Raw genomic sequence first — 25,192 nt, forward strand, 5'->3', positions numbered from 1 at the left:
ATGGAGTTGTTACCGTTTGATGAACGCGGCTTTCACTTCGCGAAAACGTCACCCTTGCCCGCTGGAATGGCGAACGTCATATCCGTGGCGGTGCGCCGTCAGGCGGCCGTTTCAGAACACGCCCATCGACAGGCCTGCGGCCATGGCTTCGCCGAGTTCCTCGGCGTCGGTGAGTGCCTGTGGTGTGATCGACTTGCGTACGATCAGCGCTTCGGCGACTTGCTTCCAGCCGTAGCCGTTGGCGATGCGCCCTATTTCGCGCACCGCGCCGGTGCCATCGTTGCCTGCGCTGACGAAGACGGCGTAGGGCAGACCGGTGAGCTTGCCTTCGCACGGGTAGTAGGTACGGTCGAAGAAATCCTTGAGTGCGCCGGACATGTAGCCGAAGTTCTCCGGGGTACCAAGCAACAGACCGTCGCAGCGGAGCAGATCTTCGGTGCCGGCGTCGAAGGCCCGCAACAGCATGGTATCGACCTCGGCGACCTGGCCTGCCCCGCGCAGCACGGCTTGCGCAAGCTGGCCGGTATTGCCGCTCTGGGTGTGATAGACGATCAGCAGGTGCTTGCGTTCAGTCATGCTGGCTTTGCCCAGTCGCGCGCTCGCCGGCCGCAGGGTCGAGCTGGTACAACTGCCTGAGCTGCTCATAGACCGCTGGGAAGCGCGTCTGCAACACACAAGGGGTTTCGAAGAAAGCCTCGGAAACCACGGCGAAGAACTCCCCCGGGCTGTCGGCACCATAGGGGTCGACGGCGCAAGGGCGACCAAGATCGACGTCTGCGCAGAAGTCTTCATAGGCCTTCGAGAAGGCGTCCGCCCAGACTGCGCGCGACATCCCGGGCCGCAGCTGGGGCAGGCCGTCAACGCCGCCGTTCTCCATGTCCAGCTTGTGGGCGAACTCGTGGATCACCACATTGATGCCGGCAGGCTGTTCGCCATGCTCGAACCAGGCGATCAGCACCGGCCCTCCTTCCCAGGCCTCGCCCAGGACCTCGTCGTCGTATTCGTGCAGGACGCCGGCATCGTCAAACTCACTGCGTGGGATGAGGATGTCGCCTGGATAAATGACGACACCCACCCAGTTGGCGTAGGCCTGAAGCCCGGTGTTGAGGATCGGCAGGCAGGCCTGCAGTGCGATCGCGAGCAAGGTATCGTCGTCCAGCTGCAGGCCATGGGCGCCGTGGAACTCCTTCGTCGCCAGAAAGTCGAGCGCGAGCGAGCGCAGGCGCTCGCGCTCTGCAGCGGGCAGGAAGGCGAGGAAGGGAAGGCGGGCCTCGACACGCGCCCACTGTGCGGGCTGGATGGCACGCTGTTTGTGTCGGAGTCCGAACAGGCTGCGGATGCGGTCGAGCATCGAAGTGTGTCTGCCGAGTGGGTCGGGCGCTTGTCGTGGTGCGCCGATGATGGCACAGCCGCGGCGCCGATTGAAAGGAAGGGGGCAGAGCGCTGCCGCTTCTGCATCTGCAGCCGGCCGATGTGGGATAATCCGACGCCATGGTTTCCGTCACTCACGCCATCGCCCCGGGCGACACCGCGGCTCCCCTCGACATGCTCGCCACCGGCCTGGATGAGGCTGGCCGCGGCCAGATCCAGTCTGCGCTCGACTGGATTGCCGACCTTTACGAAGACAAGGTGCTGGGCACCGGAGAATCCACCTGGACGCATGCGATCGGTGCGGCGCTGATCACCGCGTCGCTGCGCATGGATCTCGAGACGCGACTGGCTGCGCTGCTGTTTGCGGTGTGGGAGGAGCTCGAGGACCCGGTCGAGGAGGTCGGCGCCCGCTTCGGCAGTGAGGTTTCCGCCCTCGTCCGTGGGCTGCATCGCCTCAACGGCCTGCGCGTACTCACACGCATGACGGCAACCGCGTCAGCGCCCGAGATCCGCGCCCAGACCGAAGTGCTGCGCAAGATGCTGCTGGCCATGGTGGAGGACATCCGCGTGGTGATGGTGCGGCTCGCGTCGCGCACGCAGACGCTGCGCTACTACACCGAGCTGCCTGGCGAGGCGCGTGTGGACGTTGCCCGCGAGAGCCTCGACATTTACGCACCGCTCGCCAATCGCCTGGGCGTCTGGCAGATCAAGTGGGAACTCGAGGACCTCTCGTTCCGCTTCATCGAGCCCGACACCTACAAGCGCATCGCGAAGATGCTGGACGAACGCCGGGTCGAGCGCGAGCAGTTCATCCAGGACGCCATCGAGCGGCTCAAGCGCGAGTTGTCTGCCGTTGGCATCGAGGCCGAGATTACCGGTCGAGCCAAGCACATCTACAGCATTTACAACAAGATGCGCAAGAAGCGGCTCGATTTCTCGCAGGTGTTCGACATCAGGGCGCTACGGGTGCTCGTGAATGACGTGCGCGACTGCTACACCGTGCTCGGTTTCGTCCACCAGATATGGCAGCCGATTGCGCAGGAGTTCGACGACTACATCACCAAGCCCAAGGGCAACAATTATCAGTCGCTGCATACGGCGGTACTGGCCGGTGACGGGCGCGCGCTCGAGGTGCAGATTCGCACCCACGATATGCACAAGCACGCCGAACTGGGCGTTGCAGCCCATTGGCGCTACAAGGAAGGGGCGCGCGACGGCGGCGACTACGACGAGAAGATTGCGCTGTTGCGGAACCTGTTGTCCTGGCGCGATGAGGTCACTGATTCCGCGCAATGGATGGAGCAGTTCAAACGCGCCTCGCTCGACGATACGCTGTATGTACTGACCCCCCAGGGCAAGGTGGTGGACCTGCCGCGTGGAGCGACCCCGATCGACTTCGCCTATCGACTGCATACCGACCTTGGCCACCGCTGCCGGGGTGCCAAGGTGGATGGCCACCTGGTGCCGCTCAACACGGCGCTCGAGAGCGGTCAGACCGTGGAAATCGTGTCGGCGCGCGAGGGCGGGCCGTCACGCGACTGGCTCGACGCCCGCCAGGCCTATGTGGCCACCTCGCGCGCGCGCTCCAAGATCAAGCAGTACTTCGCTCAGCTCGATGAAGAAGACTTGCTGGCGCGCGGCCGCAGTTTCGTGACCAAGGAGATGCAGCGCGATGGCCACGCCCAGGCCAACATCGACGGGCTGGCCGAGCGCATGGGCTTCAAGAACGCAGAGGCGCTCTTCCTGGCGGCAGGTCGGGGCGAGGTCGGACCGCGTGCAGTGCAGACCGCGCTGCGCGAGGGCACGGCACCTGTGGCTGCGCCCAGCGAGGAAGAAGCGTTCGTCGTCAGCCGCAGTCGCTCGGGCGACAACCAGGACAAGATCCTGATCGTCGGGGTCGGCAAGCTCATGACTTCGCTGTCACGCTGCTGCAAACCGGCCCCGCCCGATGCGATCGAGGGTTTCGTCACCCGCGGCCGGGGCATTTCGATCCATCGTGTCGATTGTCACGATTTCCAGCAACTTGCGGCCAAGCACCCCGAGCGCGTCATCGCCGCCGACTGGGGCGAGCGTGCAAACGATAGCCGTACGGCGCTCTATCAGGTGGATATCGTCGTCCAGGCAATCGACCGCCAGGGCTTGCTGCGCGACATCTCCGAAGTGCTGTCACGCGAGAAGCTCAACGTGATTGCCGTCAATACCCTGACCAAGAAGGGTACGGCCTACATGCGCTTCACGATGGAGGTGGGCGGCGTAAAGCAGATGCAGCGCGCGACCACCCTGATCCGTGAGGTGTCCGGGGTGATCGACGCGCAACGCAAGTAGGCCGCTCAGCTGCTGGCTGCGAGCTCATTGAGCAGGATGAGCTGGGCCGCACGGCGTACGCTGCGCGGATGCTTGCGCCGGTAGCTGCCGCTGGGCTGCATTTCCCAGGCCTGGCAATTGTCGCCGAGGTAGGGGCGCAGGCCTTCCTTCATCACGCGGCGCTTCAGGCGCGGGTCCAGCACCGGGAAGGCGATCTCGATGCGACGGAAGAAGTTGCGGTCCATCCAGTCGGCGCTGGACAGGTACACCAGGTCTTCGCCGTCAGCGTGGAAGTGGAAGATGCGGTGGTGCTCCAGGAAACGCCCGACGACCGAGCGCACGCGTATGTTCTCCGACAAGCCGGGCACGCCGGGGCGCAGCGCGCAGGGGCCACGGATGATCAGGTCCACCTCGACACCGGCTTGCGACGCTTCGTAGAGCGCCTCGATCGTTTCCGGCTCGAGCAGGGCGTTCATCTTGGTGATGATGCGTCCGCGCCGGCCGGCGCGGGCGATCTCGGCTTCTCGGCGAATCGCCGCCACCACGTTGGGTTGGAGCGAAAACGGTGCTTGCCAGAGGTGGCGCAGTTCCGTGGCGCGCCCAAGTCCGGTCAGCTGGGTAAAGACCGCTGCGACGTCCTCGCCGATCTCCTTGTTGCAGGTCATGAGGCCGAAGTCGGTATAGAAGCGGGTGGTGCGCGGATGGTAGTTGCCTGTGCCCAGATGTACGTAGTGGCGCAGACCGTCTTCCTCGCGTCGCACGACCATCAGCAGCTTGGCATGGGTCTTGTAGCCGAAGACGCCATACACCACATGGGCGCCGACTTCTTCGAGGCGGTTGGCCAAAGTGATGTTAGCCTCTTCGTCGAAGCGCGCCATGAGTTCGAGCACGACGGTGACTTCCTTGCCCTTTTGCGCCGCGCGCGCCAGGTGCTCCATGAGCACCGAATCCGTCCCGGTCCGGTACACCGTCATCTTGATCGCCAGCACCTGGGGGTCGTCAGCCGCAGCGCGCAGCATTTCAATGACCGGGGCGAAGCTCTGGAAAGGGTGATGGAGCAGGATGTCGCCGTTGCGGATCGCCGTGAAGATCTGGCGGCGCTTGTCGAGACCTCTCGGAAGGCCGGGCACGAAGGCCTGGTACTTGAGGTCGGCGCGCTCGACCCAGTCGGGTACCTGCATCAGGCGGACGAGGTTGACGATGCCGGGCGCGCGATAAAGGTCGCTGGGCGTGAGATGAAAATGCTGCAGCAGGAAGCTGGCCATTTCATCCGAGCAGTTGTCGGCCACCTCAAGGCGCACCGCGTCGCCGAAATGACGCTGCTGGAGTTCGCCCTTGAGCGATGCGCGCAGATCCTTCACCTCTTCCTCATCCACGAACAGGTCGGAATTGCGGGTGACGCGGAACTGGTAGCAGCCGAGCACCTGCATGCCTGCAAACAACCTGGCAACGTGGGCATGCAGCACCGAGGACAGGAATACGAAGGTGTACTCCTGCGTTGAAATTTCTCGCGGCAGCCTGATCACGCGCGGCAGCGCACGCGGCGCCTGCACGATGGCGGCACCCGAGTCGCGGCCGAAGGCGTCGCGACCTTCGAGCTCGACCGCGAAGTTCAGGCTCTTGTTGAGCACACGCGGGAACGGGTGGGCAGGATCGAGACCGACCGGGGTCAGGACCGGCATCACCTCGCGCACGAAGTAGTCCTCGATCCAGTCACGCTGGGCCTCGGTCCATAGGCTGCGGCGCAGGAAAACTACGCCTTCGTTCTCGAGTGCGGGCAGGATGTCGTCGTTGAGCAGTTCGTACTGCTCGGAGATGATCTCGTGCACCTCGTCGCTGACGCGTGCGAGCAGGTCGGACGGCGTGATGCCGTCCTCGCCCGACTTTCGGCTGCCGATACGGATCTGTTCCTTGATGCCGGAGACGCGGATCTCGAAGAACTCATCGAGATTGCTCGACACGATGCACAGGAAACGCAGGCGTTCGAGCAGGGGAACGGTCGGGTCGGCCGCCTGCGCCAGGACGCGGCGCTGGAATTGCAGCAGGGACAGTTCGCGGTTGAGGAAATGATCGGCCGGGTACTGCATGGAGGTGCGATTGAACTGGGGCATGGGGCGTCCTGAACGAGATGCGGCATTCATGATTATGTGACACTTTCGTTGCGAGAACATGACAGCGCGCAGCCCTTGTGCGGCGTGGTTTGCGCCATGTGTTGGGGCGAAACGAATGGCCCCTGATGCAACGCGGCGCGGTGCTAGAATCCGCACTTCCGGCGCCGGTGGCGTCAGTTTCCTAAAGCATGATGCAAGATCTCATCGCGGCAATCGACCTGGGTTCCAACAGTTTCCGGCTGCAGGTGGGCCGCATCGTCAATGACCAGATCTATCCGCTGGACGGCCTCAAGGAGGCCGTGCGCCTGGCCGCCGGCCTTTCTCCCGACAAGAAGCTTGATCTCGCTTCTCAGCAGCGTGGCGTCGCGGCGCTGCAACGCTTCCACGAGCGCCTGCGTGATTTTCCGCCTACCCGGGTGCGTGCGGTTGCCACCAACACCTTGCGCGTGGCGAAGAACGCGACCGATTTCCTCATCCGTGCCGAAGCGGCACTCGGCTTTCCGATCGAGGTGATCGCGGGCCGCGAGGAAGCGCGCCTGATCTATGTCGGGGTTGCGCATACCTTGCCCGACCCGCACAAGCAGCAGCTGGTCGTAGATATCGGTGGAGGTTCCACCGAGTTCATCATCGGCAAGAGCTTCGAGCCGGCCTTGCTCGAGTCGCGCTATATGGGCTGTGTCGGCTATAGCCTGCGTTTTTTCCCTGATGGCCAGATCGACAAGCGTGCGTTCCGCGAGGCCGAACTGGCAGCGCGGCGCGAATTGCAGACCATCTCCCAGACCTATCGCGACACCGGCTGGGAGGAGGCCGTGGGCTCAAGCGGTACCGCAAAGGCGCTGGTTGAGATCCTGGAGCAGAACGGCTTCTCTTCGGGGGGGATCACTCGCGACGGCCTCGAGCAGCTCAAGGCCGTGCTCTTGCGCGCAGGTCGCCTCGATGCGATCGACCTCGCAGGCCTCAAGGGCGACCGCCTGCCAGTGATCCTGGGCGGATTTGCCATCATGAGCGCTGTGTTCAAGGAGTTCGAGCTCGAGCACATGCTGTTCTCCGAGGGGGCCCTGCGTCTCGGCGTGCTGTATGACCTGCTTGGCCGTTACCACCACCATGACCTGCGCGACGCGACGATCAGCGCCTTCGTGCGTCGTTACGGCGTCGATCTGCGCCAGGCCCAGCAGGTGGCAGATACCGCCTGCCACCTGCTGGGCCAGCTCGAGCCGGCAATGACGGACCCAGAGCACCCGGACCGACGTTTCCTGCGCTGGGCCGCGCTGGTGCACGAGATCGGGATCTCGGTCGCGCACTCGAGCTATCACAAGCACAGCGCCTACATCGTGGCCAATGCCGACATGCCTGGTTTTTCGCGCATGGACCAGGCACGCCTGGCGCGCCTGGTGCTGGCGCACCGAGGCAAGCTCGAACGAGTGGCTTCAATTGATGCAGGCAGTTCGGACTGGATGCTGATCGCCTGCCTGCGCCTGGCCGTTGTCATCCATCGCGCACGCGACGCCCGTGGTCTGCCGCCGATCACCATGAAGCGGGAGGGCAGGGGGTTCTCGGTGACGGCAGCGCCGGGGTGGCTGCAGAAGCTGCCATTGACCGCGGCCGCGCTCAACGAGGAGCAGCGCCAATGGATGGGGCTTGGGCGCGGGCTTTACGTGCGCGCACTGAGCGTACGCGGCGCCACCGCATAAGCGCTCATGAGTCCCGGTGGCCAGGCAGAAGCGAGACAAGGCGGCAGCCTGGTGCTGACGCCCGCCTCGGCCCGGTTGAGCGGTGACTGGACCTTGCGTGCGCTGGGGCCGCAGTTGCCAGGACTGCGCCGGCAGTTGCGCATGGCGTCCGCCGATGCGGCCTGGAGTCTCGAAGCGGTCGAACGGCTGGACAGCTTTGGGGCGACCCTGCTTTGGCAGGCCTGGGGGCGGCGCTGGCCGACGCAACTCAGCCTGCGCCCGGCGCATCGTCAAACGCTGGAGCGCGTCGCACGCAGCGCGGAACGGCCGCTGCCGCAACTGTCGGCTTTCACGCCAATCGATGCGGTGGTGGCGCTCGGCGGTGCACTGATCGCGTTCCTGGCGCATGTGCGGGACTTCGTTGCCCTGCTCGGACAGATCTTCCTCGACCTGCTGCACGTCTTGCGCCACCCGCGCGACTGGCCTTGGCTCGAGATCTCCGCAAACGTGCACAAGGTCGGCGTCAAGGCCATGCCGGTGACTGCGCTGGTGGGCTTCCTGATCGGCGTTGTGTTGTCCTATCTGTCTTCACTCCAGCTCAAGGTGTTCGGCGCGGACGTGTTCATCGTCAATATCCTGGGCCTTGGGATCATTCGAGAACTGGGGCCGGTGCTGGTTTCGGTGCTCGTGGCGGGCCGCTCGGGGTCGGCGATGACCGCACAGTTGGGGGTGATGCGGGTGACCGAGGAGATCGATGCGCTTGCCGCCATGGGGGTGTCGTGCTCGCTGCGCCTGGTGTTGCCCAAGGTGATCGCGCTCGGCCTTGTGATGCCGCTGCTGGTACTGTGGACCTCGACCATTGCGCTGTTGGGTGGCTGGGTGTCGGCCTGGGTGGAGCTCGACCTGAGCTTGCGTTACTTCGTAGACGCGCTACCTGATGCCGTGCCGGTCGCGAATGTCTATATAGGCCTCTCCAAGGGCGCGGTGTTCGGTGTCTTGATCGCCCTTGTCGCCTGCCACTTCGGGCTGCGTGTAAAGCCCAATACCGAGAGCCTGTCGGCGAACACCACGGCTTCGGTTGTGACGGCGATCACGGCGGTAATCCTGGTTGACGCGCTGTTCGCAATCGCCACCAAGTCGATCGGGATCCCGGGATGAACCCGCCAGCAAGCTCGCCCGCCACAGTCGTCTCCCTGCGTGGAATTACAACCCGCTTCGGTCGCAACGTTGTGCACGAAGAGCTGGATCTCGACGTGGCCCGAGGTGAGATCGTCGCCCTGGTGGGAGGTTCGGGCAGTGGCAAGACGACCTTGCTGCGCCACATCATAGGCCTGACCCGGCCCGCAGCCGGTACGGTGCAACTGTTCGGCGAACTGCTGCAAGCAGGCGACCGGAGCGCGCGGCTTTCGCGCCAGCGTCGGTTCGGGGTTCTGTTCCAACAGGGCGCATTGTTTTCGGCCTTCACGGTCGGCGAAAACATCGCCTTTCCGATGCGCGAGCTGGGCATCATGAGTGCTGCAGAGATCGACGATCTCGTCGCGCTCAAGCTCGCCATGGTGGAGATGGAGCCCGAGCATTCCGTGCTGATGCCGGCTGAGCTCTCCGGTGGCATGGTCAAGCGTGCCGCGCTCGCGCGTGCGTTGGCGCTCGAACCTGAGCTGCTGCTGCTCGACGAGCCGACTGCAGGGCTCGATCCTGAGCGCAGCGCCTCATTCGTGCGCCTGATCCGGGCGCTGCATGGCGATCTGGGGCTGACCGTGGTGCTGATCACACACGATCTCGATACCCTGGCAGCGATGGCGAGCAAGGTTGCGGTACTTGCCGATCGGCGCATACTGAGCTATGCCCCGCTCGAGGAGACGCTGCGCGTGGATCACCCCTTCATCGAGCGCTTTTTCCGCGGTGCGCAAGGACAGCGGGCCTTGGCGCGCGCGACTGGAGCAAATTGACATGGAGAATCGTGCGCATGCACTGGCTGCCGGGCTGTTCGCGCTGATCCTCGGGGCAGGTATCGCATTGGCACTGTGGTGGTTCTCCCAGGAGCGCGAACCGGTGCGCGAACTGGTGCTGGTTGCGCAAGGCGACATCAACGGCCTGGGGGCGCAGTCCAGGGTGCGCTTTCGCGGCTTGGCGGTAGGGGCGGTCAGCAGTGTTCATATAGACCCCGATGACTCGCGCAACGTGCTGGTGCACGTGCGCGTTACACGCGATCTGCCGCTGACGCGGGGAGCACGGGCAAGCTTGGGCACGCTCGGTGTCACCGGATTGGCGTATGTTCAGCTCGATGACCGCGGCGGTGAGCCACTGCCTTTGGTGGAGGCTTCCGGCTTGCCGCCACGCATCGAATTGCAGCCAGGGCTGCTGGACGTGCTCGCCGAGCGCGCGCTCGAGATGGTCGGGCAGTTTCAACGGGTGAGCGAGCGCATGGCGGTCCTTCTTGATGATGACACGCTTGGTCGAGTGCGCGCCGCACTGTCCAGCATCGAGAGCGCTGCCTCTGGGTTCGACCGCAGCCTGGCCGAGATGCCGCAGACGCTGCAGAGTGTCCGCAGCGCCTTCACCCCGGCCAACCTGGCTGCGCTGTCCGGCCTGCTGGCAAGCCTTGAACGGACCAGTGCGGAAGTCGCACCTACGCTCGGCGAACTCCGCCAGCTTCTGCGTCGGCTGGATACCATGGCGGTACGCGTCGATCACGCGGCGGTCGCGGCCAGCGACGGCTTGCTCGAAGGGACGCTGCCACAACTCAACGAGCTGCTGCGCGACTTGAGTGCAACCTCGCGGCGGATCAGCAGATTGGTCGAGGAGGTCGACAGTACGCCGCAGGTGCTGCTGACGGGACGTCCCGCCACCGAGCCGGGGCCCGGCGAAGCGGGCTTTTCCAGCGGGCGTTGATTGGGAACAAGAACATGCGAGGGCCGGACCTTGACGATGGGGATCTTGACTTGAGGTATGCAGCATTGTTTTCGTACATGGTGCCTGATGGCCGCTGTTGGCTTGCCGGCCTACTGCTGCTGGCGCTTGCCGGGTGTGGAGGATTCTCTTTGCAGCCGAGGCCGATGGCGCTCTACGAGCTTGGCCTCGGGGCGTCTGCCGCGGTCAGACCTGCGCTCGTGCCTGCGCGGGTCGAGGTGGCGAGTCCCCCATGGCTCGAGACGACAGCAATGCAGTACCGCCTGGCCTGGAACGATCCGGGGCGTCGGCGTGCCTATGCCGAGAGCCGCTGGGTGTCGCCACCGGCAGCCATGCTGGGTCTGAACCTGCAGCGCGCGCTGCAGCCCGCGGCAGCACCAGGGCGTTGTCGCCTGCATGTCGATGTGGACGAGTTCATCCAGGAATTCGCGACCGCGGAGCGCAGCCATGCGCGCATCGTCCTGCGTGCTGCGCTCTATCCATCTCGCAGCGAGACAGCGGTCGCGATGCGCGAGTTCAGCGGGAGCGCCGATGCGTCGCGGGCAGATGCCAGCGCCGGCGCCGAGGCCTTACGCGTCGCCACCGACAGGGTGGTGGCCGAGATTGTCGCCTGGCTCGCGGCGCTTGACCGCGGCGAGGACGGAGCGTTGAATGCGGCAGGCCGCTGCAGCGCTTGAGTAACGGCAACCCGCGCCTGGCTGAGCAGGGCGGGGAACCACCATAAGGAGACGAGATGAGCGAGACGAGACTGTCGCCCTACGCACAAGGGCTTGAGAAGACCGTGGCGAACTACGTGCCGCTGACGCCGCTAACCTTCATCGAGCGCAGTGCCTACGTTTATCCCGAGCGTGTCGCGGTCATCCACGGCGCGCGCCGCTACACCTGGCGCGAGAGCTATGTGCGCTGCCGCCGCCTGGCGTCGGCCCTGAAGCAATTGGGCATCGGTAAGGGCGACACCGTTGCTGCGATCCTCAACAACACCCCCGAGATGTTCGAATGCCATTTTGGCGTGCCGGCTTGTGGGGCGGTGCTCAATACGATCAACACCCGCCTGGACGCAGAGGCGGTCGCGTTCATCCTCAATCACGCTGAAGCGAGGGTGCTGATCACCGACCGCGAGTATTCGCGCATGGTGAAGAAGGCGGTGGAACTGGCCGGGCGGGCAGACCTGGTGGTGATCGATGTGGACGATCCGGAGTACACAGGGCCGGGCGAATGCCTCGGGCGCATGAACTATGAGGCACTGATTGCAGGCGGTAGCGCCGATTTCGTGTTCGAGCAGCCTGCAGACGAGTGGGACGCCATTTCGCTCAACTACACCTCGGGCACGACCGGCAACCCGAAGGGGGTGGTGTATCACCACCGCGGGGCCTACCTGAATGCGATGTCCAACATCGTGTCCTGGGGCATGCCGCCGCATGCGGTCTATCTGTGGACCCTGCCCATGTTCCACTGCAACGGCTGGTGCTTTGCATGGACGATGGCGGCCAACGCGGGCGTCAACGTGTGCCTGCGCCGAGTCGATCCGCGACTCATCTTCGACGCCATCCGCGAGCACGGTGTCACGCATTACTGCGGTGCGCCGATCGTGCACTCGATGCTTGCCAATGCGCCCGAGGAATGGCGCAAGGGCATCAACCACAAGGTGTCCGGCCTGGTGGCGGCAGCACCGCCGCCAGTTGCGGTGATCGAGGGGATGGCGAAGATTGGCTTCGACATCACCCATGTGTATGGGTTGACGGAAACCTACGGGCCTGCCGCAGTGTGCGCCAAGCACGATGAGTGGCGCGAACTGCCGCTGGCCGAGCAGGTGTCGCTCAATGGCCGGCAGGGCGTGCGCTACCACGCCCAGGAAGGAATCACGGTCATGGACCCAGCCACCATGGAGCCCGTGCCCTGGGATGGTGAAACGATGGGCGAGATCATGTTCCGCGGCAACCTGGTCATGAAGGGCTATCTCAAGAACCCCGATGCGACGGCGGAGTCGTTCCGCGGCGGCTGGTACCACACCGGCGATCTGGCGGTGATGCAGCCTGATGGCTACGTCAAGATCAAGGATCGCTCCAAGGACATCATCATCTCCGGTGGTGAGAACATCTCGTCGATCGAGGTCGAGGATGCGTTGTACAAGCACCCTGCGGTCATGGCTGCAGCGGTGGTGGCGCTGCCCGACGACAAATGGGGGGAAGTGCCGTGCGCCTTCGTGGAGCTTCGCGAAGGGGCGGAGGTGGCCGCCGACACGCTCGTTGCCCACTGCCGTGAACACCTCGCTGGCTTCAAGGTACCCAAGCGCATCATCTTCGGCGAGCTGCCCAAGACATCCACGGGCAAGATCCAGAAATTCGTGCTGCGCGACCAGGCGCGCTCGACGGCGTCCTTCGGGTAGCACAGGGGCGGGCACGGATGCAGAGCGCATCCATGCCCGCTCGCGTTTGACGATGGCCTTGGGACACAGTGCGCGGTAGTATTGGTGTACGTTGACGTTAACGTAAATAACGATGACTGTTCCCCATTCTGATTACGGAGGCGAGACATGAGCGCAGTACCCGTTCCCGATGACCAGCCGATGCTGTTGCGTGAAGACCGCAACGGCGTGACCACCCTCACGCTGAACCGGCCTGCGCAGTTCAACTCGCTGTCGTTCGCGATGCTCGAGACCCTGATCGCGGCTGTGGATGAGATCGCGCGTGACGAGAGCGTTCGTGTTGTCGTTCTGGCAGGCGAGGGCAAGGCGTTCTGCGCCGGGCACGATCTCAAGGAGATGCGTGCCAACCACGCGCTCGAGTTCCAGCAACGCCTGTTTCGCCTGTGCGGCAAGTTCATGATGAAGCTGACGGAAATGCCGCAGCCCGTGATTGCCCGTGTCCATGGCATCGCTACCGCGGCAGGTTGCCAACTGGTGTCGATGTGCGACCTCGCGGTCGCGGCTGACGTGGCGCGCTTTGCCGTGAGTGGTATCAATGTGGGGCTGTTCTGCGCTACGCCGGGTGTCGGCCTGTCGCGCAACATGGGGCGCAAGGAGGCCTTCGAGATGCTGGTGACCGGTGACTTCATCGACGCTCGGGAGGCTCAGCGCCGCGGCCTGGTGAACCGTGTCGTCCCGATCGAGCAACTCGATGATGAGATTGCTGCCCTTGCTGCGTCGATCGTTGCCAAGTCGCCGGTTGCCATCCGCATGGGCAAGCAGCTGTTCTACAAGCAACTCGAAATGGGAATCGACGCCGCCTACCAAGTTGCGGCCGAGACGATGGCGTGCAACGCGATGTGCGAAGACGCTGCCGAGGGCATCGACGCCTTCATCGCCAAGCGCAAGCCAGCGTTCAAGGGGCGCTGACGCGAGCGGCCGCGCCGGGAACTGCCGCACATGCTCATCGACACCCATGTCCATCTCGACGCAGCGGAGTTCGACGGCGACCGCGAGGCGCTGATCTCACAGGCACGCGCCGCAGGGGTCGCAGGTTTCGTGGTGCCGGCCGTTGCCGCGGCTAACTTCGCCGCGGTCCGCGCGCTTGCAGGTGCGCGGACCGACACCTGCTGTGCGCTGGGTATTCACCCGCTTTACGTCATGCAGGCGCAGATGGCGGACCTTGATGTGCTGGACGACGAGTTGCAGCGCGGTGGGGTGGTCGCAGTCGGCGAGATCGGGCTGGACAACCATGTCACCGACGTCGATCCGGTCCGCCAGCACGAGTTCTTCGTCGCTCAGCTCAGACTGGCGCGTCGGCATGCCTTGCCAGTGATCCTTCATGTGCGTCGAGCGATCGACCCCATCCTTGCCCAGTTGCGCCGCTTCGAATTGCGTGGCGGTATTGCCCACGCCTTCAATGGTAGCCGTCAGCAGGCCGAGCAGTTCATTGCACTCGGCTTCAAACTGGGATTCGGGGGGGCAATGACCTTCGATGGTTCCACCCGTATCCGCGACCTGGCGCGTTGCCTGCCGCTCGATGTCATCGTGCTCGAGACCGATGCCCCGGATATCCCTCCGGCGTGGGGGCAGGGCAGCCGCAATCTGCCGTGCAACCTCAAACGCTATGCAGAAGTGCTTGCAGGATTACGCGGTATTGGGGTCGATGAGGTGGTGGCGGTTACGGGTCGCAACGCAAGCGCAGCGCTGGGCGGGTGGCAGCCTGGATGAGTCGCAGGCACGATTGCCCCGCGGGCTCAGGCACGCGGACTCGACGACCGGGCGATGAGATCTGCAATGTCGCGCTTCAGGCGTGGGATGTCGCTGTCGAACTTGTCGTAGATCATCAGCGAAACGCCAAATACGTACGCATAGAGCAGCATGCATCGGCTCGAAGCTTCTTCGAGTGGTACACCACAGGCGAGAAAGAGCTCGCGCGCGCAGCGCAGGCGGACATCATCGACTTCGGCGACGATTGCGCTTGCCTCCGCGTCGCGACGCGCCCAGTCGCGCACTGCAAGCTCGATCATCATGCCGCGCCGGCTTCGATTCGCGCTGTACACGTCGATGACGTGGTAGATCTGCTCAAGCTCGCGCCCCGGCTGGGCTCGCGTCTGTTTGATGATGTCGCGGATGCGCCCTTCCTTCCAGTGCTGCAGAACACCGAGGAGCAGGTCGCGGCGATCGGTGAAGTGCCAGTAGAAGCTGCCCTTGGTGACCTTGAGGCGCTTGGCCAGGACTTCCACCCGCAGGCCGGCAATGCCTTCTTCGGCCAGGACTTCGATTGCGCCGACAATCCAGGCGTCGCGGTCGAGCTGGGTGCGGGGTTTCTTTGCTATGGTTTCCATACGGCGTAGTATTGACGATTCTGCCTCCATACGCTACCGTATGCGCCATACCAATCCGTATGGCTTCTGTGCCGCAGTGCAGCAGTGCCTTCCGGTGAGGGCGGTGACATAATTCATGAGTCCCTGTACGCGGTGCAGGGACTCAATCAGTAATAACAGAGGAGCGCGGCAGAGTGAAGATTCTGGTACCCGTCAAACGCGTTGTCGATTACAACGTCAAGGTTCGCGTCAAGGCCGACGGCAGTGGTGTGGACATCGCCAACGTCAAGATGAGCATGAACCCCTTCGACGAGATCGCAGTGGAAGAAGCTGTGCGCCTGAAAGAGGCCGGTGTGGCCACCGAAGTCGTTGCGGTAAGTTGCGGCATCGGTGCTTGCCAGGAAACCTTGCGCGCGGCGATGGCTATCGGTGCCGATCGCGGCGTCCTGGTAGAGACCGACGTCGAGCTGCAGCCCCTGGCCGTTGCCAAGCTGCTCAAGGCGGTGTGCGACAAAGAGCAGCCTAACCTGGTGATCTGCGGCAAGCAGGCCATCGATGATGACGCCAACCAGACCGGCCAGATGCTTTCTGCGCTGATGGGCTGGCCGCAGGCAACGTTTGCGTCGAAGGTGGCGCTTGCCGACGGCAAGGCGGCGGTGACGCGCGAGATCGACGGCGGCCTCGAGACGCTGTCCGTCTCGCTGCCGGCGGTGGTGACCACCGATCTGCGCCTGAACGAGCCGCGCTACGCCACGCTGCCCAACATCATGAAGGCCAAGAAAAAGCCGCTCGACACCGTCAAGCCTGCCGATCTGGGCGTCGATGTTGCTCCGCGCCTGACCACCCTCAAGGTCTCCGAGCCGCCCAAGCGCAGTGCAGGTGAACGCGTGGCTGATGTTGCGCAGCTGGTCGACAAACTCAAGAACGTTGCGAAGGTGATCTGAACATGGCCATTCTCGTCATTGCTGAACACGACAATCAGTCCATCAAGGCCGCCACGCTCAACACCGTCACCGCAGCAGGCAAGCTCGGCGGCGACGTACACATGCTTGTTGCGGGCGCCGGTTGCAGCGCCGCGGCAGAGGCGGCGGCCAAGGTCGCCGGCGTGGCCAAGGTGCTGGTGTGCGACGCGCCCCACTACGAGACCCAGACCGCCGAGAACGTTGCCGAGTTGGTGAAGGGTCTGGCGCAGGGCTACAGTCACGTGCTTGCGCCCGCTACCTCGGCTGGCAAGAACATGCTGCCGCGCGTGGCCGCGCTGCTCGACGTCGCACAGATCAGCGATATCGTCGCTGTTGAGGCGCCCGACACCTTCGTCCGCCCGATCTACGCCGGCAATGCGCTGGCGACCGTCAAGAGTGCGGATGCCATCAAGTTGATTACCGTGCGTACCACAGCCTTCGATGCCGCAGGCGACGGCAATGCCGCGCCGGTCGAGGCGGTTGCCGCAGGCGCTGATCTGGGCACGACCGCGCTGGTTGGCCGCGAGATCACGAAGAGCGCGCGTCCCGAGCTCGGGGCGGCCAAGATCATCGTTTCCGGTGGTCGTGGCCTTGGCAGCGGTGACAACTACCACCAGTTGCTCGAACCGCTCGCCGACAAGCTCGGTGCGGCGCTGGGTGCATCGCGCGCGGCGGTCGACGCGGGCTATGTGCCGAACGACTACCAGGTCGGTCAGACTGGCAAGATCGTTGCGCCGCAGCTCTATATCGCCATCGGTATCTCGGGGGCGATCCAGCACCTGGCAGGCATGAAGGATTCCAAGGTGATCGTGGCGATCAACAAGGACCCCGAAGCGCCGATCTTCCAGGTTGCCGACTACGGTCTCGTGGGCGACCTGTTCCAGGTCGTGCCCGAGCTGACCGGCGCGGTCTGATCGGTCAGTACCGGCGCGGTCGCCAGCGTGAACCTTCCTGCATCGCTGTATTCCACGGCGTGGCATGGGGTGATGCTGGCGATCACGCTGGCGGCTTTATACGGTATCGCGCGCCGCGCTCCCTGGGCGCGGCTGCGTGACGGCAGTCAGGTCAATCTCTTGCTGGGTTTCGCCGTCGGCGTGATGCTGATGTGGAGCCTGAAGGCCGGGGTGCAACCCGGCTTGAACCTGCACATGCTGGGAGCGATGGCTGCAACGCTGGCGCTCGGTCCGTGGCTTGCCCTGGTGGCGCTCGCGCTGGCATTGACCGGTGTGACCTTGAATGGCGCCGTGGAGTGGGTGGCATGGCCGCTCAACTTCGTGCTGATGGCCGTGGTGCCGGTAGGCCTCGCCTACGCGATTCAGCGTGCGATCGAGCGCTGGTTGCCGGCGCACTTCTTCGTGTTCGTATTCCTCACCAGCTTCGCGGGTGCCGCGCTGACGGTGATCTTGCAGGGAACGGTGAGCTCGCTCTCGTTGGTGCTTGCTGGCGCATACAGTGCCGGTTTCCTCCTTGGCGAGTATTTGCCGTTCTTCCTGCTGCTCGGTTTTTCTGAGGCCTGGATCAGCGGGGCAGTCATCACGCTGATGGTGGTCTATCGACCCGACTGGGTGGCGGCATTCGACGATCGCCGTTACCTGATCGGCAAGTAACAAATCCGTATCGGCTTAATACACCTTCCCTGGAGCGACGACCCTGATGAGCAACTACAACGCCCCTCTCCGTGACATGCAGTTCGTCATGAACGAACTCGCCGACCTCGATGCCGTGATCCAACTGCCGGGCAACGAGGAAGTGTCTGCCGACCTCGTGGACGCAATTCTCGAGGAGGCCGACAAGTTTGCGTCCGGCGTGCTGGCCCCGCTGAACTGGACTGGTGACCAGGAGGGTGCCAAATGGAGCGACGGTGAAGTCGCGACCGCACCAGGCTGGAAGGACGCCTACAAGCAATTCACCGAATCTGGGTGGACTGCACTTCCTTGCGACCCCGAATACGGTGGTCAGGGCCTGCCCAAGCTGCTGGCGACTGGCGTGATGGAGATGTGGAAGTCGGCCAACATGGCCTTCTCGCTGTGCCCGATGCTGACCAGTGGTGCAATCGAGGCGCTCATGCTGCGCGGCACGGATGAGCAGAAGAGCATGTATCTGCCCAAGATGGTCTCCGGCGAATGGACCGGCACCATGAACCTGACGGAGCCGCAGGCCGGTTCCGACCTGGCCGCCGTGCGTACCAAGGCCGAGCCGCAGGGTGATGGCACCTACAAGATCTTCGGTCAGAAGATCTTCATCACTTATGGCGAGCACGACCTCACCGACAACATCATTCATCTCGTGCTGGCCCGCCTGCCGGATGCACCCGAAGGCGTGAAGGGCATCTCGCTGTTCGTGGTGCCGAAGTTCCTCGTCAATGCCGATGGCAGCCTGGGCGCACGCAACGACGTGCACTGCGTGTCGATCGAACACAAGCTCGGCATCCACGCAAGCCCGACCGCCGTGCTCGCCTTCGGCGACAAGGGCGGCGCGATCGGTACTCTGGTCGGCGAGCCGAACCGCGGCCTCGAGTACATGTTCATCATGATGAACGAAGCCCGCTTTGCAGTCGGCATGGAAGGCCTGGCCCTGTCCGAGCGCGCCTACCAGCATGCGCTGCAGTACGCCAAGGATCGCGTGCAGGGTACGGACGCCGGCGTGCGGGGCGGCCCCAAGGTCAACATCCTGCATCATGCCGATGTGCGCCGCTTGCTCATGAACATGAAGAGCAAGACCGAAGCCATGCGTGCGCTCGCCTACGTCGTCGGCGCGGCCTTCGACAAGGCGCACAACCATGCTGACGAAGCCGTGCGCGTACAGAACCAGGCTTTTGTCGACCTGATGATCCCTGTGGTCAAGGGTTGGTGCACGGAGAACGCGATCGACGTCACGTCCAATGGCGTGCAGGTGCACGGCGGCATGGGCTTCATCGAGGAGACGGGTGCAGCGCAGCACTTCCGTGACGCTCGCATCACGACCATCTACGAGGGCACGACTGCGATCCAGGCCAATGACCTGATCGGCCGCAAGATCGCCCGCGAGAACGGCGTGACCATTGCCGGCGTGGTGGCTCAGATGCGTGCAGTCGAGGCCGAACTCGCCGCCGTCGACGGCGAGGCCTTTGCTGCCATCCGCAAGGCACTGGGTGCCGGCATCGCTGCTGTGGAGGAGGCGGTTGCCTACATCCTCGCCACCTACGCTAAGGACATCAAGGCGGCCTCGGTTGGCTCGGTGCCTTTCCTGAAGCTGCTTGGCATCGTCGCCGGTGGCTGGCAGATGGCGCGCGCGGCACTGGTGTCCCGGCGCAAGCTGGAAGCTGGCGGGGGCGAGGCGAGTTTCTACAAGACCAAGATCGTCACCGCACGCTTCTATGCCGATCACGTCCTGGCGCAAGCACCTGGCCTCGCCTACACGGTGGTCAATGGTGCAGCCGGTGCTCTGGAACTCGCCGAAGAGAACTTCTGAGCCCCGACCCGGAGGCCGCTGCCTACTGAGGCGGCGGCAAGCGGAGCAAAAAGGCCCGACCGGCGCATGCCGGGTCGGGCCTTTTGGTGTAGGCGCGCCTGACTTGGCAGACGCAGTGCAGGCGCGCCGTCAGTGCGTCACTCCACCTTCGCCTTCTCGCGCAGCTCGAGCACATGGCGTTCGACCATCTGCTGCTGCAGGCGCTGTTGAAGCTGGGGCTTCACCTCTTCGAACGGAGGGGCCTGGACAGCGCGCACGTCATCGAGCTGGATGACGTGATAGCCAAAATCGCTCTTGACCGGGGTACGGGTGTACTTGCCCTTCTCGAGGCCCACCATTGCATCGGCAAAGGGCTTCACGAACATGCCGGGGTTGCTCCAGCCGAGTTCGCCGCCACGCTCACGAGAGCCCGGATCACGGGACTCCTTGGCGACTTCTGCAAATGGCGTACCGTTCTGCAGGCGGGCGATGATCGCCTTGGCCTCAATCTCGGTCTCCACGAGGACATGGCGCGGGAGGTATTCCTTGTCGCCCATGCGCCCCTTGATGGCATCGTATTCCTTCTGCAGTTCGGCGTCGCTCACGGCGTTGGTGCGTACGTACTCCTGCAGGTAGGCGCGGATCAGGATGGCTTGGCGCGCCATGTCCATCTGAGCCTGCACATCAGCCTTCTTGTCCAGCCCCTTCTTGGCGGCTTCCTGCGCCAGCACTTCGCGGCGCACGAGTTCCTCGCGGATCGCGCCCTGCAGTTGTTCGCTCTCGGGAACGCCCTGGGCACGCTGCTCGGCCATCATGGCTTCTGCACGCGCAGCCGGAATGGCAACGCCATTGACCTTGGCGAGCGAGTCGGCAGCGAGTGCGGGGAGGGCGAGGAAGCCGGCCAGCAGCGTGACGGCGAGGCGGCTCGGGAACTGTTTCATGGAGATTCCTTCAGTTTTCATGTGTGGTGGCCTCTGTGGCCGAAAGCGCGCGAATGGCAAGCGCATGGATGTCCTTCTTCATCATGTCGCCAAGCGCGGTGTAGATCATACGCTGTCGCTGCACTCTGCTGCAGCCTTCGAAAGCATCGGAAACGATGTAAAGCCGATAGTGCCCACCGCCTTCTCGGGCGCCGGCGTGGCCGGCATGCAGGGCACTCTCGTCCTCGATCTCGAGTACCCGGGTCTGGAAGCCCTGGGCCAGGATTGCGCGCATGCGCTCGACGGTCTGCGCGCTCACGGCAAGGTCTTGCGGAAAGGACGCACGGTCACCTGCGCGAACACGCCGGCCCGGGTATAGGGGTCTTCGCGTGCCCACGCTTCAGCGCTGGCGAGCGAGTCGAACTCGGCCACAATCAAGCTGCCCAGGAAGCCCGCAGGCCCCGGGTCGGGTGAGTCGATTGCGGGCATCGGACCCGCCAGCAACAGCCGCCCTTCGTTGCGCAGCAGCTCCAGGCGAGCGACGTGTTCGGGACGGACGGCAAGTCTCGTATCGAGCGTGCCCGGTGCGTCCTCGCCGATCAATGCGTAGTACATCAGTTGGTTTCCTCTTCCATGTGGCGTGACAGATAGAAGCCTTGAGCCAGAACGAATGCGAGCATCAGGCCAAGGCCGCCGAACATCTTGAAGTTGACCCATGCTTCTTCGCTGAAGTTGTAGGCGACATAGAGGTTGAGCACACCCATGGCAACGAAGAAGCACGCCCATGCGGCGTTGAGCCGTCCCCACACCTGATCGGGCAGTTGGATCTGCGCTTCAAGCATTTTGCGGATGAGGTTGCGCTTGAGGATCAGGGCCGATCCAAGCAACACGAAGCCGAACAACCAGTAAAGTGCCGTCGGCTTCCACTTGATGAAGGTGGGGTTGTGAAAGAACAGTGTGGCACCGCCGAACACGACAATGATGCCAAGGCTAACCCACAGCATGTTGTCGACCTTGCGATGACGGAGCCATACAAGCGCGATCTGCAAGCCTGTGGCGACGATGGCGACGAACGTGGCGATGAGGATGGGCGCCTGCGACGGCGCGATGTCACCCCCGAGCCAGCCGGAGGCCAATGCATGGGCGGTATCCGGGTTTGCACCGCCGAGCTTGTAGGCGGCAAAGAACAGGATGACGGGGAGGAGATCGAAGAGGATTTTCATGGTTCGTGGCCGGGGCCCAAGTCTGATTGATTGATTCTATCGCGGCCGCCGTCACTTGCGACGGCGGGCAGGCAGAGGATGGCCCTCAGGCCACCGCCTGTGCGTGGCAGCAGCTCGAGTCGTCCGTGGTGTGATGCCACGATGCGTTCAACGATCGCCAGGCCAAGGCCTGCTCCCTTCGTGTTCGAGCGCGCCTTTTCGAGACGGGTGAAGGGCTGGCGCATGCGCTCGACTTCTGTCTCCGGGATGCCGGGGCCACGATCTGCAACTTCGATGCACGCCTCATCGTCACTCACGCTGACGACAATATCGAGCGGGCACTCGTCACCCGCGTAACGGAGAGCATTGTCTATCAGGTTGGCCAGCGCCCGTCGTAGCGACAGTGCACGAACTGCTACGACCAGATGATCCGGAGTGCTGAGGCGTATGTCGACACCACGCAGGCGGTAAGGGTCGGACACCTCGCGGCAAAGTGTGACGAGGTCGAGCAGCGCAAAAGCCTCCTGCGGTGTCCCGCGCCCGAAGTCAAGGAACTGCCCGATGATGCGGTCCATCTCCTCGATGTCGGTCACCATCGCAGCGACGTCGTCGTCAGGTGCGCCGGACATTTCGATGCCGAGTCGAAGTCTGGCCAATGGTGTGCGCAGGTCATGCGACACACCAGCGAGAATCAGGGCACGATCGGCATCCATGCGCGCAAGGTCGCTCGTCATCTGGTTGAAGGCACGGGCGACCACGGCGATCTCTTGCGGGCCGGATTCTTCCTGCGGCGGCGGCGTGACCCCACTGCCCACCTGCCGTGCCGCACGTGCGAGCTGGCGAAGTGGGGCGCTTACCCGAGACACGATCAGGAAGGCGCCAAGCAAGGCCGCAAGCAGGGCGCCACCGCCCCAGCCCAGCCAGCCAAAGCTGTCCGGATTCTCGATGCGCTCCGGGGGCAGCATGACCCAGTATTCATCGTTGGCGTCTTCGGGGTCGAGGCGGAAACTCACCCAGAAACCGTTCAGCGTCTTCCAGCGCGTGGCGAAGCGTGTGTGCTCACCCAGCTGACGCCTGACATCGTTCACCAGCAAGCGATGAGGTCGGGTGTCGGGCAAGGGCTCAAGCTCATCGCTTTGCTCGGCCGGATAGATACGGATGCCCTCGAGCGCAGCCATGTCGATGAGCAGGTCCACCCTGCGGTCGATATCGGCGTTGATCAGCGCGGTACGCGTCAAGTTCACAACGGATACGACCATCTGTGCTACGTCACGAGCGCGCGCAGGCTCCTGTACGTAGCGAAAGATCTGCGACCATGCGCCCAGCGCCACGATGAGCAGCAGCGCGACGAGCAGAAAGGTCTGCCACAACAGGGTATGCGGCAACAGGCGAGCAGCCAGGGGTGTCCTGGCCGCCCGCTCCAGTGTGCGCAGTGGCGCCTCGGTCATCCAGGGCTCAGGTGGCCGCGTCCGGCTTGGCGTCTTCCTCGCCGCCACCCTTCTGCCCGTCGGGTACGAACACATAGCCGAAGCCCCACACGGTCTGAAGGTAGCGCGGCTTGGCGGGGTCGTCCTCAACCAGCTTGCGCAGGCGAGACACCTGGACATCGATGGCGCGATCGAACACGCCGTACTCGCGCCCGCGCGCGAGTTCCATGAGCTTGTCACGCGACAGCGGCTGACGCGGATGTGTCAGCAGCACCTTGAGCAGGGAGAACTCCCCCGTGGTGAGCTGGATCTCCTCATCATCCCGGGTCAAGGAGCGCGTGCCGAGATTCACCTTCACGCGGCCGAAGGCGACGACCTCGTCCTCAGCGGTCGGGGCGCCGGGCAGCGTTTGCGGCTGCCTGCGCATGACGGCCTGGATGCGCGCCACGAGTTCGCGTGGATTGAAGGGCTTGGCGATGTAGTCGTCTGCTCCCATCTCAAGACCGACGATACGGTCTACGTCGTCGCCCTTGGCTGTCAGCATGATGATGGGGATCGTGTTCTCAGCGCCGCGAAGCCGTCGACAGATGGCGAGACCATCTTCGCCCGGCAGCATCAAGTCGAGCACTACCAGATCGTAGTGCTCACGATGCAGCGCCCGATCCATCATCGGTGCGTCACCCACGGCCTTGACGGCGAATCCCTGCTCCTGCAGGTAGCGGGACAGGAGTTCGCGCAGACGTGCGTCGTCATCGACGACGAGAATGCGATAGCGTGTCTTCTGGTTCATGTGAGGAATGCTAGCCTGAGTCTCGAGCGCTTGCCAGTAGGCTCGTCGGCGGGCACTGAATTTGCCGGGTAACCCTTCGTAAGCGCCTAGGGCAGAGGCAATATCACCTTACAAAACGCCCGTGGCTTTGACCTGGCGCACTACACATCGATGGTCATTTGCCGTAAGGTCCGTAGCCTGAAGCCTCATATTCGGTGGGCCGCGTTGACGGACTCGCCGTCCAGACAGACCAGATGAATCAGACTCCCAGATCAGCCTCTTCCGCAGTGAGCGTCCTACGCTCGCAGCCCAGGACGTCGCACAGGCTGCACGCGATTTCGGGCGTGGTGGCCTGCATGCTTGCCACGCTCCTGCCGTCCGCCGAGGCAATGGCGCAGGGCGTGAGCGAGGCTGTCACGGGCGAGGCGCATGCCGTGAAGCCTGTCGTCCAGCGTGCCACGAAAGACTGGCGGCAGACTCTCGAGGATTCCGGCAAGGACAGTAACACCACGCCGCAGCGCCGCAGCATCAGTGCGGAGGAGCGCGGGCATCTGCGCCGACACGTCAGCGATGCGGCGCGCGGGGCCTACCAGGACGACAAGGTCTCCGGGCGGGGCAAACGCTGAGCCTTGCCCGCGAGGGCTTTACGACGCCTGTCGGGGGGCGCCCCGAGCCGGTAGAATGGCGCCACCATGAACGTCCTATCGATCGAGACCGCCACCGAGCATGGCAGCGTCGCCTTGCTTGCGGGTGGAGCGTTGCTCAGCCGCCGTATTCACGGTGCCGCAAATCATTCCGAAGCGGTGTTGCGAGACGTACGCGCAGTGTTGGCCGAGGCGGGCCTTGCAGCAACACAACTGGATGCGGTTGCGTTTGGCGCAGGCCCTGGTGCGTTTACCGGCTTGCGCCTGGGTTGCGGTGTCGCACAGGGCATTGCACTGGGCGCCGACCTGGGGGTTGCTGCCGTGTGCAGTCTGCAGGCTCTGGCTTTGCAGGTGCCTGCACCCCGCGTGCTGGTGGCTACCGATGCGCGCATGGGCGAGATGTATCACGCCACTTACGAGCTTGACGGGGACGGCCTGCCCGTCGCCCTCAACGGTCCACGCTGTGACGCACCTGGCGCATTCGAACTGCCGCCGGGCGACTGGTTTGCTGCAGGGTCTGCTTTTGCGGCATGGCCCGAGGAACTCGAGGCGCGTACGCTTGGCCGACTCACCGGGTGCAGGCCCGACCTTGTGCCGCGTGCGGACGAAGTCGCTCGCCTGGGCGCTGCGATGGCGTTGAGGAAGGAGTTGGTCGCCGCTGAGTACGCGCTGCCGCTTTATGTGCGCGATAAGGTCGCCTTCACGACGGCCGAACGACTCGCTCGGGGTGGACGGGCCTGAT

25 protein-coding genes are annotated in these 25,192 nt (G+C 64.1%); 15 read left to right on the forward strand and 10 right to left on the reverse strand.

The genetic code is table 11. The features are described from left to right. Positions 1-111 precede the first annotated feature (111 nt). Both C662_RS11335 and C662_RS11340 read right to left on the reverse strand, forming a co-directional pair. Positions 112-576, reverse strand: a complete 465-nt coding sequence (locus C662_RS11335) for a flavodoxin family protein (RefSeq protein WP_002928964.1) — start codon at positions 574-576, stop codon at positions 112-114. Then, complete coding sequence (locus C662_RS11340; protein ID WP_002928965.1) at positions 569-1,351, reverse strand: zinc-dependent peptidase; 783 nt, start codon at positions 1,349-1,351, stop codon at positions 569-571. The genes C662_RS11335 and C662_RS11340 overlap by 8 nt, the downstream gene beginning before the upstream one ends. 140 nt (positions 1,352-1,491) lie before the next feature. Between C662_RS11340 and C662_RS11345 the strand changes: the two genes are divergently transcribed. Then, positions 1,492-3,696, forward strand: coding sequence for a RelA/SpoT family protein (locus C662_RS11345; RefSeq protein WP_002928966.1), 2,205 nt, complete (start codon positions 1,492-1,494; stop codon positions 3,694-3,696). Positions 3,697-3,701: 5 nt separating this feature from the next. Here the strand turns inward: C662_RS11345 and ppk1 are convergent, their stop codons facing one another. Then, positions 3,702-5,786, reverse strand: coding sequence for a polyphosphate kinase 1 (gene ppk1, locus C662_RS11350; protein ID WP_002928968.1), 2,085 nt, complete (start codon positions 5,784-5,786; stop codon positions 3,702-3,704). Positions 5,787-5,974: 188 nt separating this feature from the next. Here ppk1 and ppx point away from each other — a divergent pair, with 188 nt between their 5' ends. The 8 genes from ppx (at position 5,975) to C662_RS11390 (ending at position 14,501) form a co-directional block, all read left to right on the forward strand. Then, the gene (ppx, locus tag C662_RS11355; RefSeq protein ID WP_002928970.1) at positions 5,975-7,477 is read left to right on the forward strand and encodes an exopolyphosphatase; all 1,503 of its coding nucleotides are present in this window, start codon (positions 5,975-5,977) and stop codon (positions 7,475-7,477) included. 6 nt (positions 7,478-7,483) lie between these two features. Next, positions 7,484-8,614 carry an MlaE family ABC transporter permease gene (locus tag C662_RS11360; protein ID WP_002928973.1) on the forward strand — a complete coding sequence of 377 codons (1,131 nt, stop codon included), beginning with the start codon at positions 7,484-7,486 and terminating at the stop codon, positions 8,612-8,614. Beyond that, positions 8,611-9,405 (forward strand): ABC transporter ATP-binding protein, encoded by a 795-nt coding sequence (locus tag C662_RS11365; RefSeq protein WP_002928975.1) that lies wholly within the window; start codon positions 8,611-8,613, stop codon positions 9,403-9,405. The genes C662_RS11360 and C662_RS11365 overlap by 4 nt, the downstream gene beginning before the upstream one ends. A gap of 1 nt (position 9,406) precedes the next feature. Continuing rightward, positions 9,407-10,348, forward strand: a complete 942-nt coding sequence (locus C662_RS11370) for an MlaD family protein (RefSeq protein WP_002928976.1) — start codon at positions 9,407-9,409, stop codon at positions 10,346-10,348. Positions 10,349-10,512: 164 nt separating this feature from the next. Continuing rightward, complete coding sequence (locus tag C662_RS11375) at positions 10,513-11,043, forward strand: ABC-type transport auxiliary lipoprotein family protein (protein ID WP_002928977.1); 531 nt, start codon at positions 10,513-10,515, stop codon at positions 11,041-11,043. Positions 11,044-11,099: 56 nt separating this feature from the next. After that, entirely contained in the window at positions 11,100-12,752 is a 1,653-nt protein-coding gene (locus C662_RS11380; RefSeq protein WP_002928979.1) for an acyl-CoA synthetase, read from the forward strand. Between the two features lie 147 nt (positions 12,753-12,899). Continuing rightward, on the forward strand, positions 12,900-13,700 hold the full coding sequence (locus tag C662_RS11385) for an enoyl-CoA hydratase (protein WP_002928989.1): 801 nt from the start codon (positions 12,900-12,902) through the stop codon (positions 13,698-13,700). Positions 13,701-13,730: 30 nt separating this feature from the next. Beyond that, a complete protein-coding gene (locus tag C662_RS11390; RefSeq protein ID WP_002928992.1) occupies positions 13,731-14,501 on the forward strand; it encodes a TatD family hydrolase in 771 nt (256 codons plus the stop codon). 26 nt (positions 14,502-14,527) lie between these two features. Here C662_RS11390 and C662_RS11395 read toward each other — a convergent pair whose 3' ends face one another. Then, entirely contained in the window at positions 14,528-15,118 is a 591-nt protein-coding gene (locus tag C662_RS11395) for a TetR/AcrR family transcriptional regulator (RefSeq protein ID WP_002928995.1), read from the reverse strand. A 173-nt stretch (positions 15,119-15,291) separates the two neighbouring features. On the opposite strand from C662_RS11395, the gene C662_RS11400 reads away from it, so the two are divergent. From C662_RS11400 to C662_RS11415, 4 genes are read left to right on the forward strand one after another with little or no spacing between them, the layout of a single operon-like run. After that, on the forward strand, positions 15,292-16,041 hold the full coding sequence (locus tag C662_RS11400; protein WP_002928997.1) for an electron transfer flavoprotein subunit beta/FixA family protein: 750 nt from the start codon (positions 15,292-15,294) through the stop codon (positions 16,039-16,041). Positions 16,042-16,043: 2 nt separating this feature from the next. Continuing rightward, the gene (locus C662_RS11405; protein WP_002929000.1) at positions 16,044-16,973 is read left to right on the forward strand and encodes an electron transfer flavoprotein subunit alpha/FixB family protein; all 930 of its coding nucleotides are present in this window, start codon (positions 16,044-16,046) and stop codon (positions 16,971-16,973) included. 27 nt (positions 16,974-17,000) lie between these two features. Beyond that, positions 17,001-17,666 carry an energy-coupling factor ABC transporter permease gene (locus C662_RS11410; RefSeq protein WP_083485756.1) on the forward strand — a complete coding sequence of 222 codons (666 nt, stop codon included), beginning with the start codon at positions 17,001-17,003 and terminating at the stop codon, positions 17,664-17,666. Positions 17,667-17,712: 46 nt separating this feature from the next. Further along, on the forward strand, positions 17,713-19,509 hold the full coding sequence (locus tag C662_RS11415) for an acyl-CoA dehydrogenase (protein ID WP_002929002.1): 1,797 nt from the start codon (positions 17,713-17,715) through the stop codon (positions 19,507-19,509). A gap of 137 nt (positions 19,510-19,646) precedes the next feature. Here C662_RS11415 and C662_RS11420 read toward each other — a convergent pair whose 3' ends face one another. From C662_RS11420 to ompR, 6 genes are read right to left on the reverse strand one after another with little or no spacing between them, the layout of a single operon-like run. Beyond that, entirely contained in the window at positions 19,647-20,429 is a 783-nt protein-coding gene (locus tag C662_RS11420) for a peptidylprolyl isomerase (RefSeq protein ID WP_002929003.1), read from the reverse strand. Between the two features lie 10 nt (positions 20,430-20,439). Continuing rightward, on the reverse strand, positions 20,440-20,727 hold the full coding sequence (locus tag C662_RS11425) for a BolA family protein (protein ID WP_002929004.1): 288 nt from the start codon (positions 20,725-20,727) through the stop codon (positions 20,440-20,442). After that, positions 20,724-21,023 carry a YciI family protein gene (locus C662_RS11430; protein WP_002929005.1) on the reverse strand — a complete coding sequence of 100 codons (300 nt, stop codon included), beginning with the start codon at positions 21,021-21,023 and terminating at the stop codon, positions 20,724-20,726. Before C662_RS11430 ends, C662_RS11425 begins: the two co-directional genes overlap by 4 nt. After that, positions 21,023-21,631 carry a septation protein A gene (locus C662_RS11435; protein ID WP_002929006.1) on the reverse strand — a complete coding sequence of 203 codons (609 nt, stop codon included), beginning with the start codon at positions 21,629-21,631 and terminating at the stop codon, positions 21,023-21,025. The genes C662_RS11430 and C662_RS11435 overlap by 1 nt, the downstream gene beginning before the upstream one ends. Next, positions 21,628-23,058, reverse strand: coding sequence for a sensor histidine kinase (locus tag C662_RS11440; RefSeq protein WP_002929007.1), 1,431 nt, complete (start codon positions 23,056-23,058; stop codon positions 21,628-21,630). Before C662_RS11440 ends, C662_RS11435 begins: the two co-directional genes overlap by 4 nt. 7 nt (positions 23,059-23,065) lie before the next feature. Next, positions 23,066-23,827, reverse strand: a complete 762-nt coding sequence (ompR, locus tag C662_RS11445) for an osmolarity response regulator transcription factor OmpR (protein WP_002929010.1) — start codon at positions 23,825-23,827, stop codon at positions 23,066-23,068. 335 nt (positions 23,828-24,162) lie between these two features. Between ompR and C662_RS11450 the strand changes: the two genes are divergently transcribed. Then, the gene (locus C662_RS11450) at positions 24,163-24,432 is read left to right on the forward strand and encodes a hypothetical protein (RefSeq protein ID WP_002929012.1); all 270 of its coding nucleotides are present in this window, start codon (positions 24,163-24,165) and stop codon (positions 24,430-24,432) included. A 66-nt stretch (positions 24,433-24,498) separates the two neighbouring features. Beyond that, positions 24,499-25,191: a tRNA (adenosine(37)-N6)-threonylcarbamoyltransferase complex dimerization subunit type 1 TsaB gene (gene tsaB / locus C662_RS11455; protein WP_002929014.1), complete on the forward strand. Its 693-nt coding sequence runs from the start codon at positions 24,499-24,501 to the stop codon at positions 25,189-25,191. Position 25,192 lies beyond the last annotated feature (1 nt).

It is taken from the genome of Thauera sp. 28, from assembly GCF_000310145.2.
GTDB classification, from domain to species: domain Bacteria; phylum Pseudomonadota; class Gammaproteobacteria; order Burkholderiales; family Rhodocyclaceae; genus Thauera; species Thauera mechernichensis.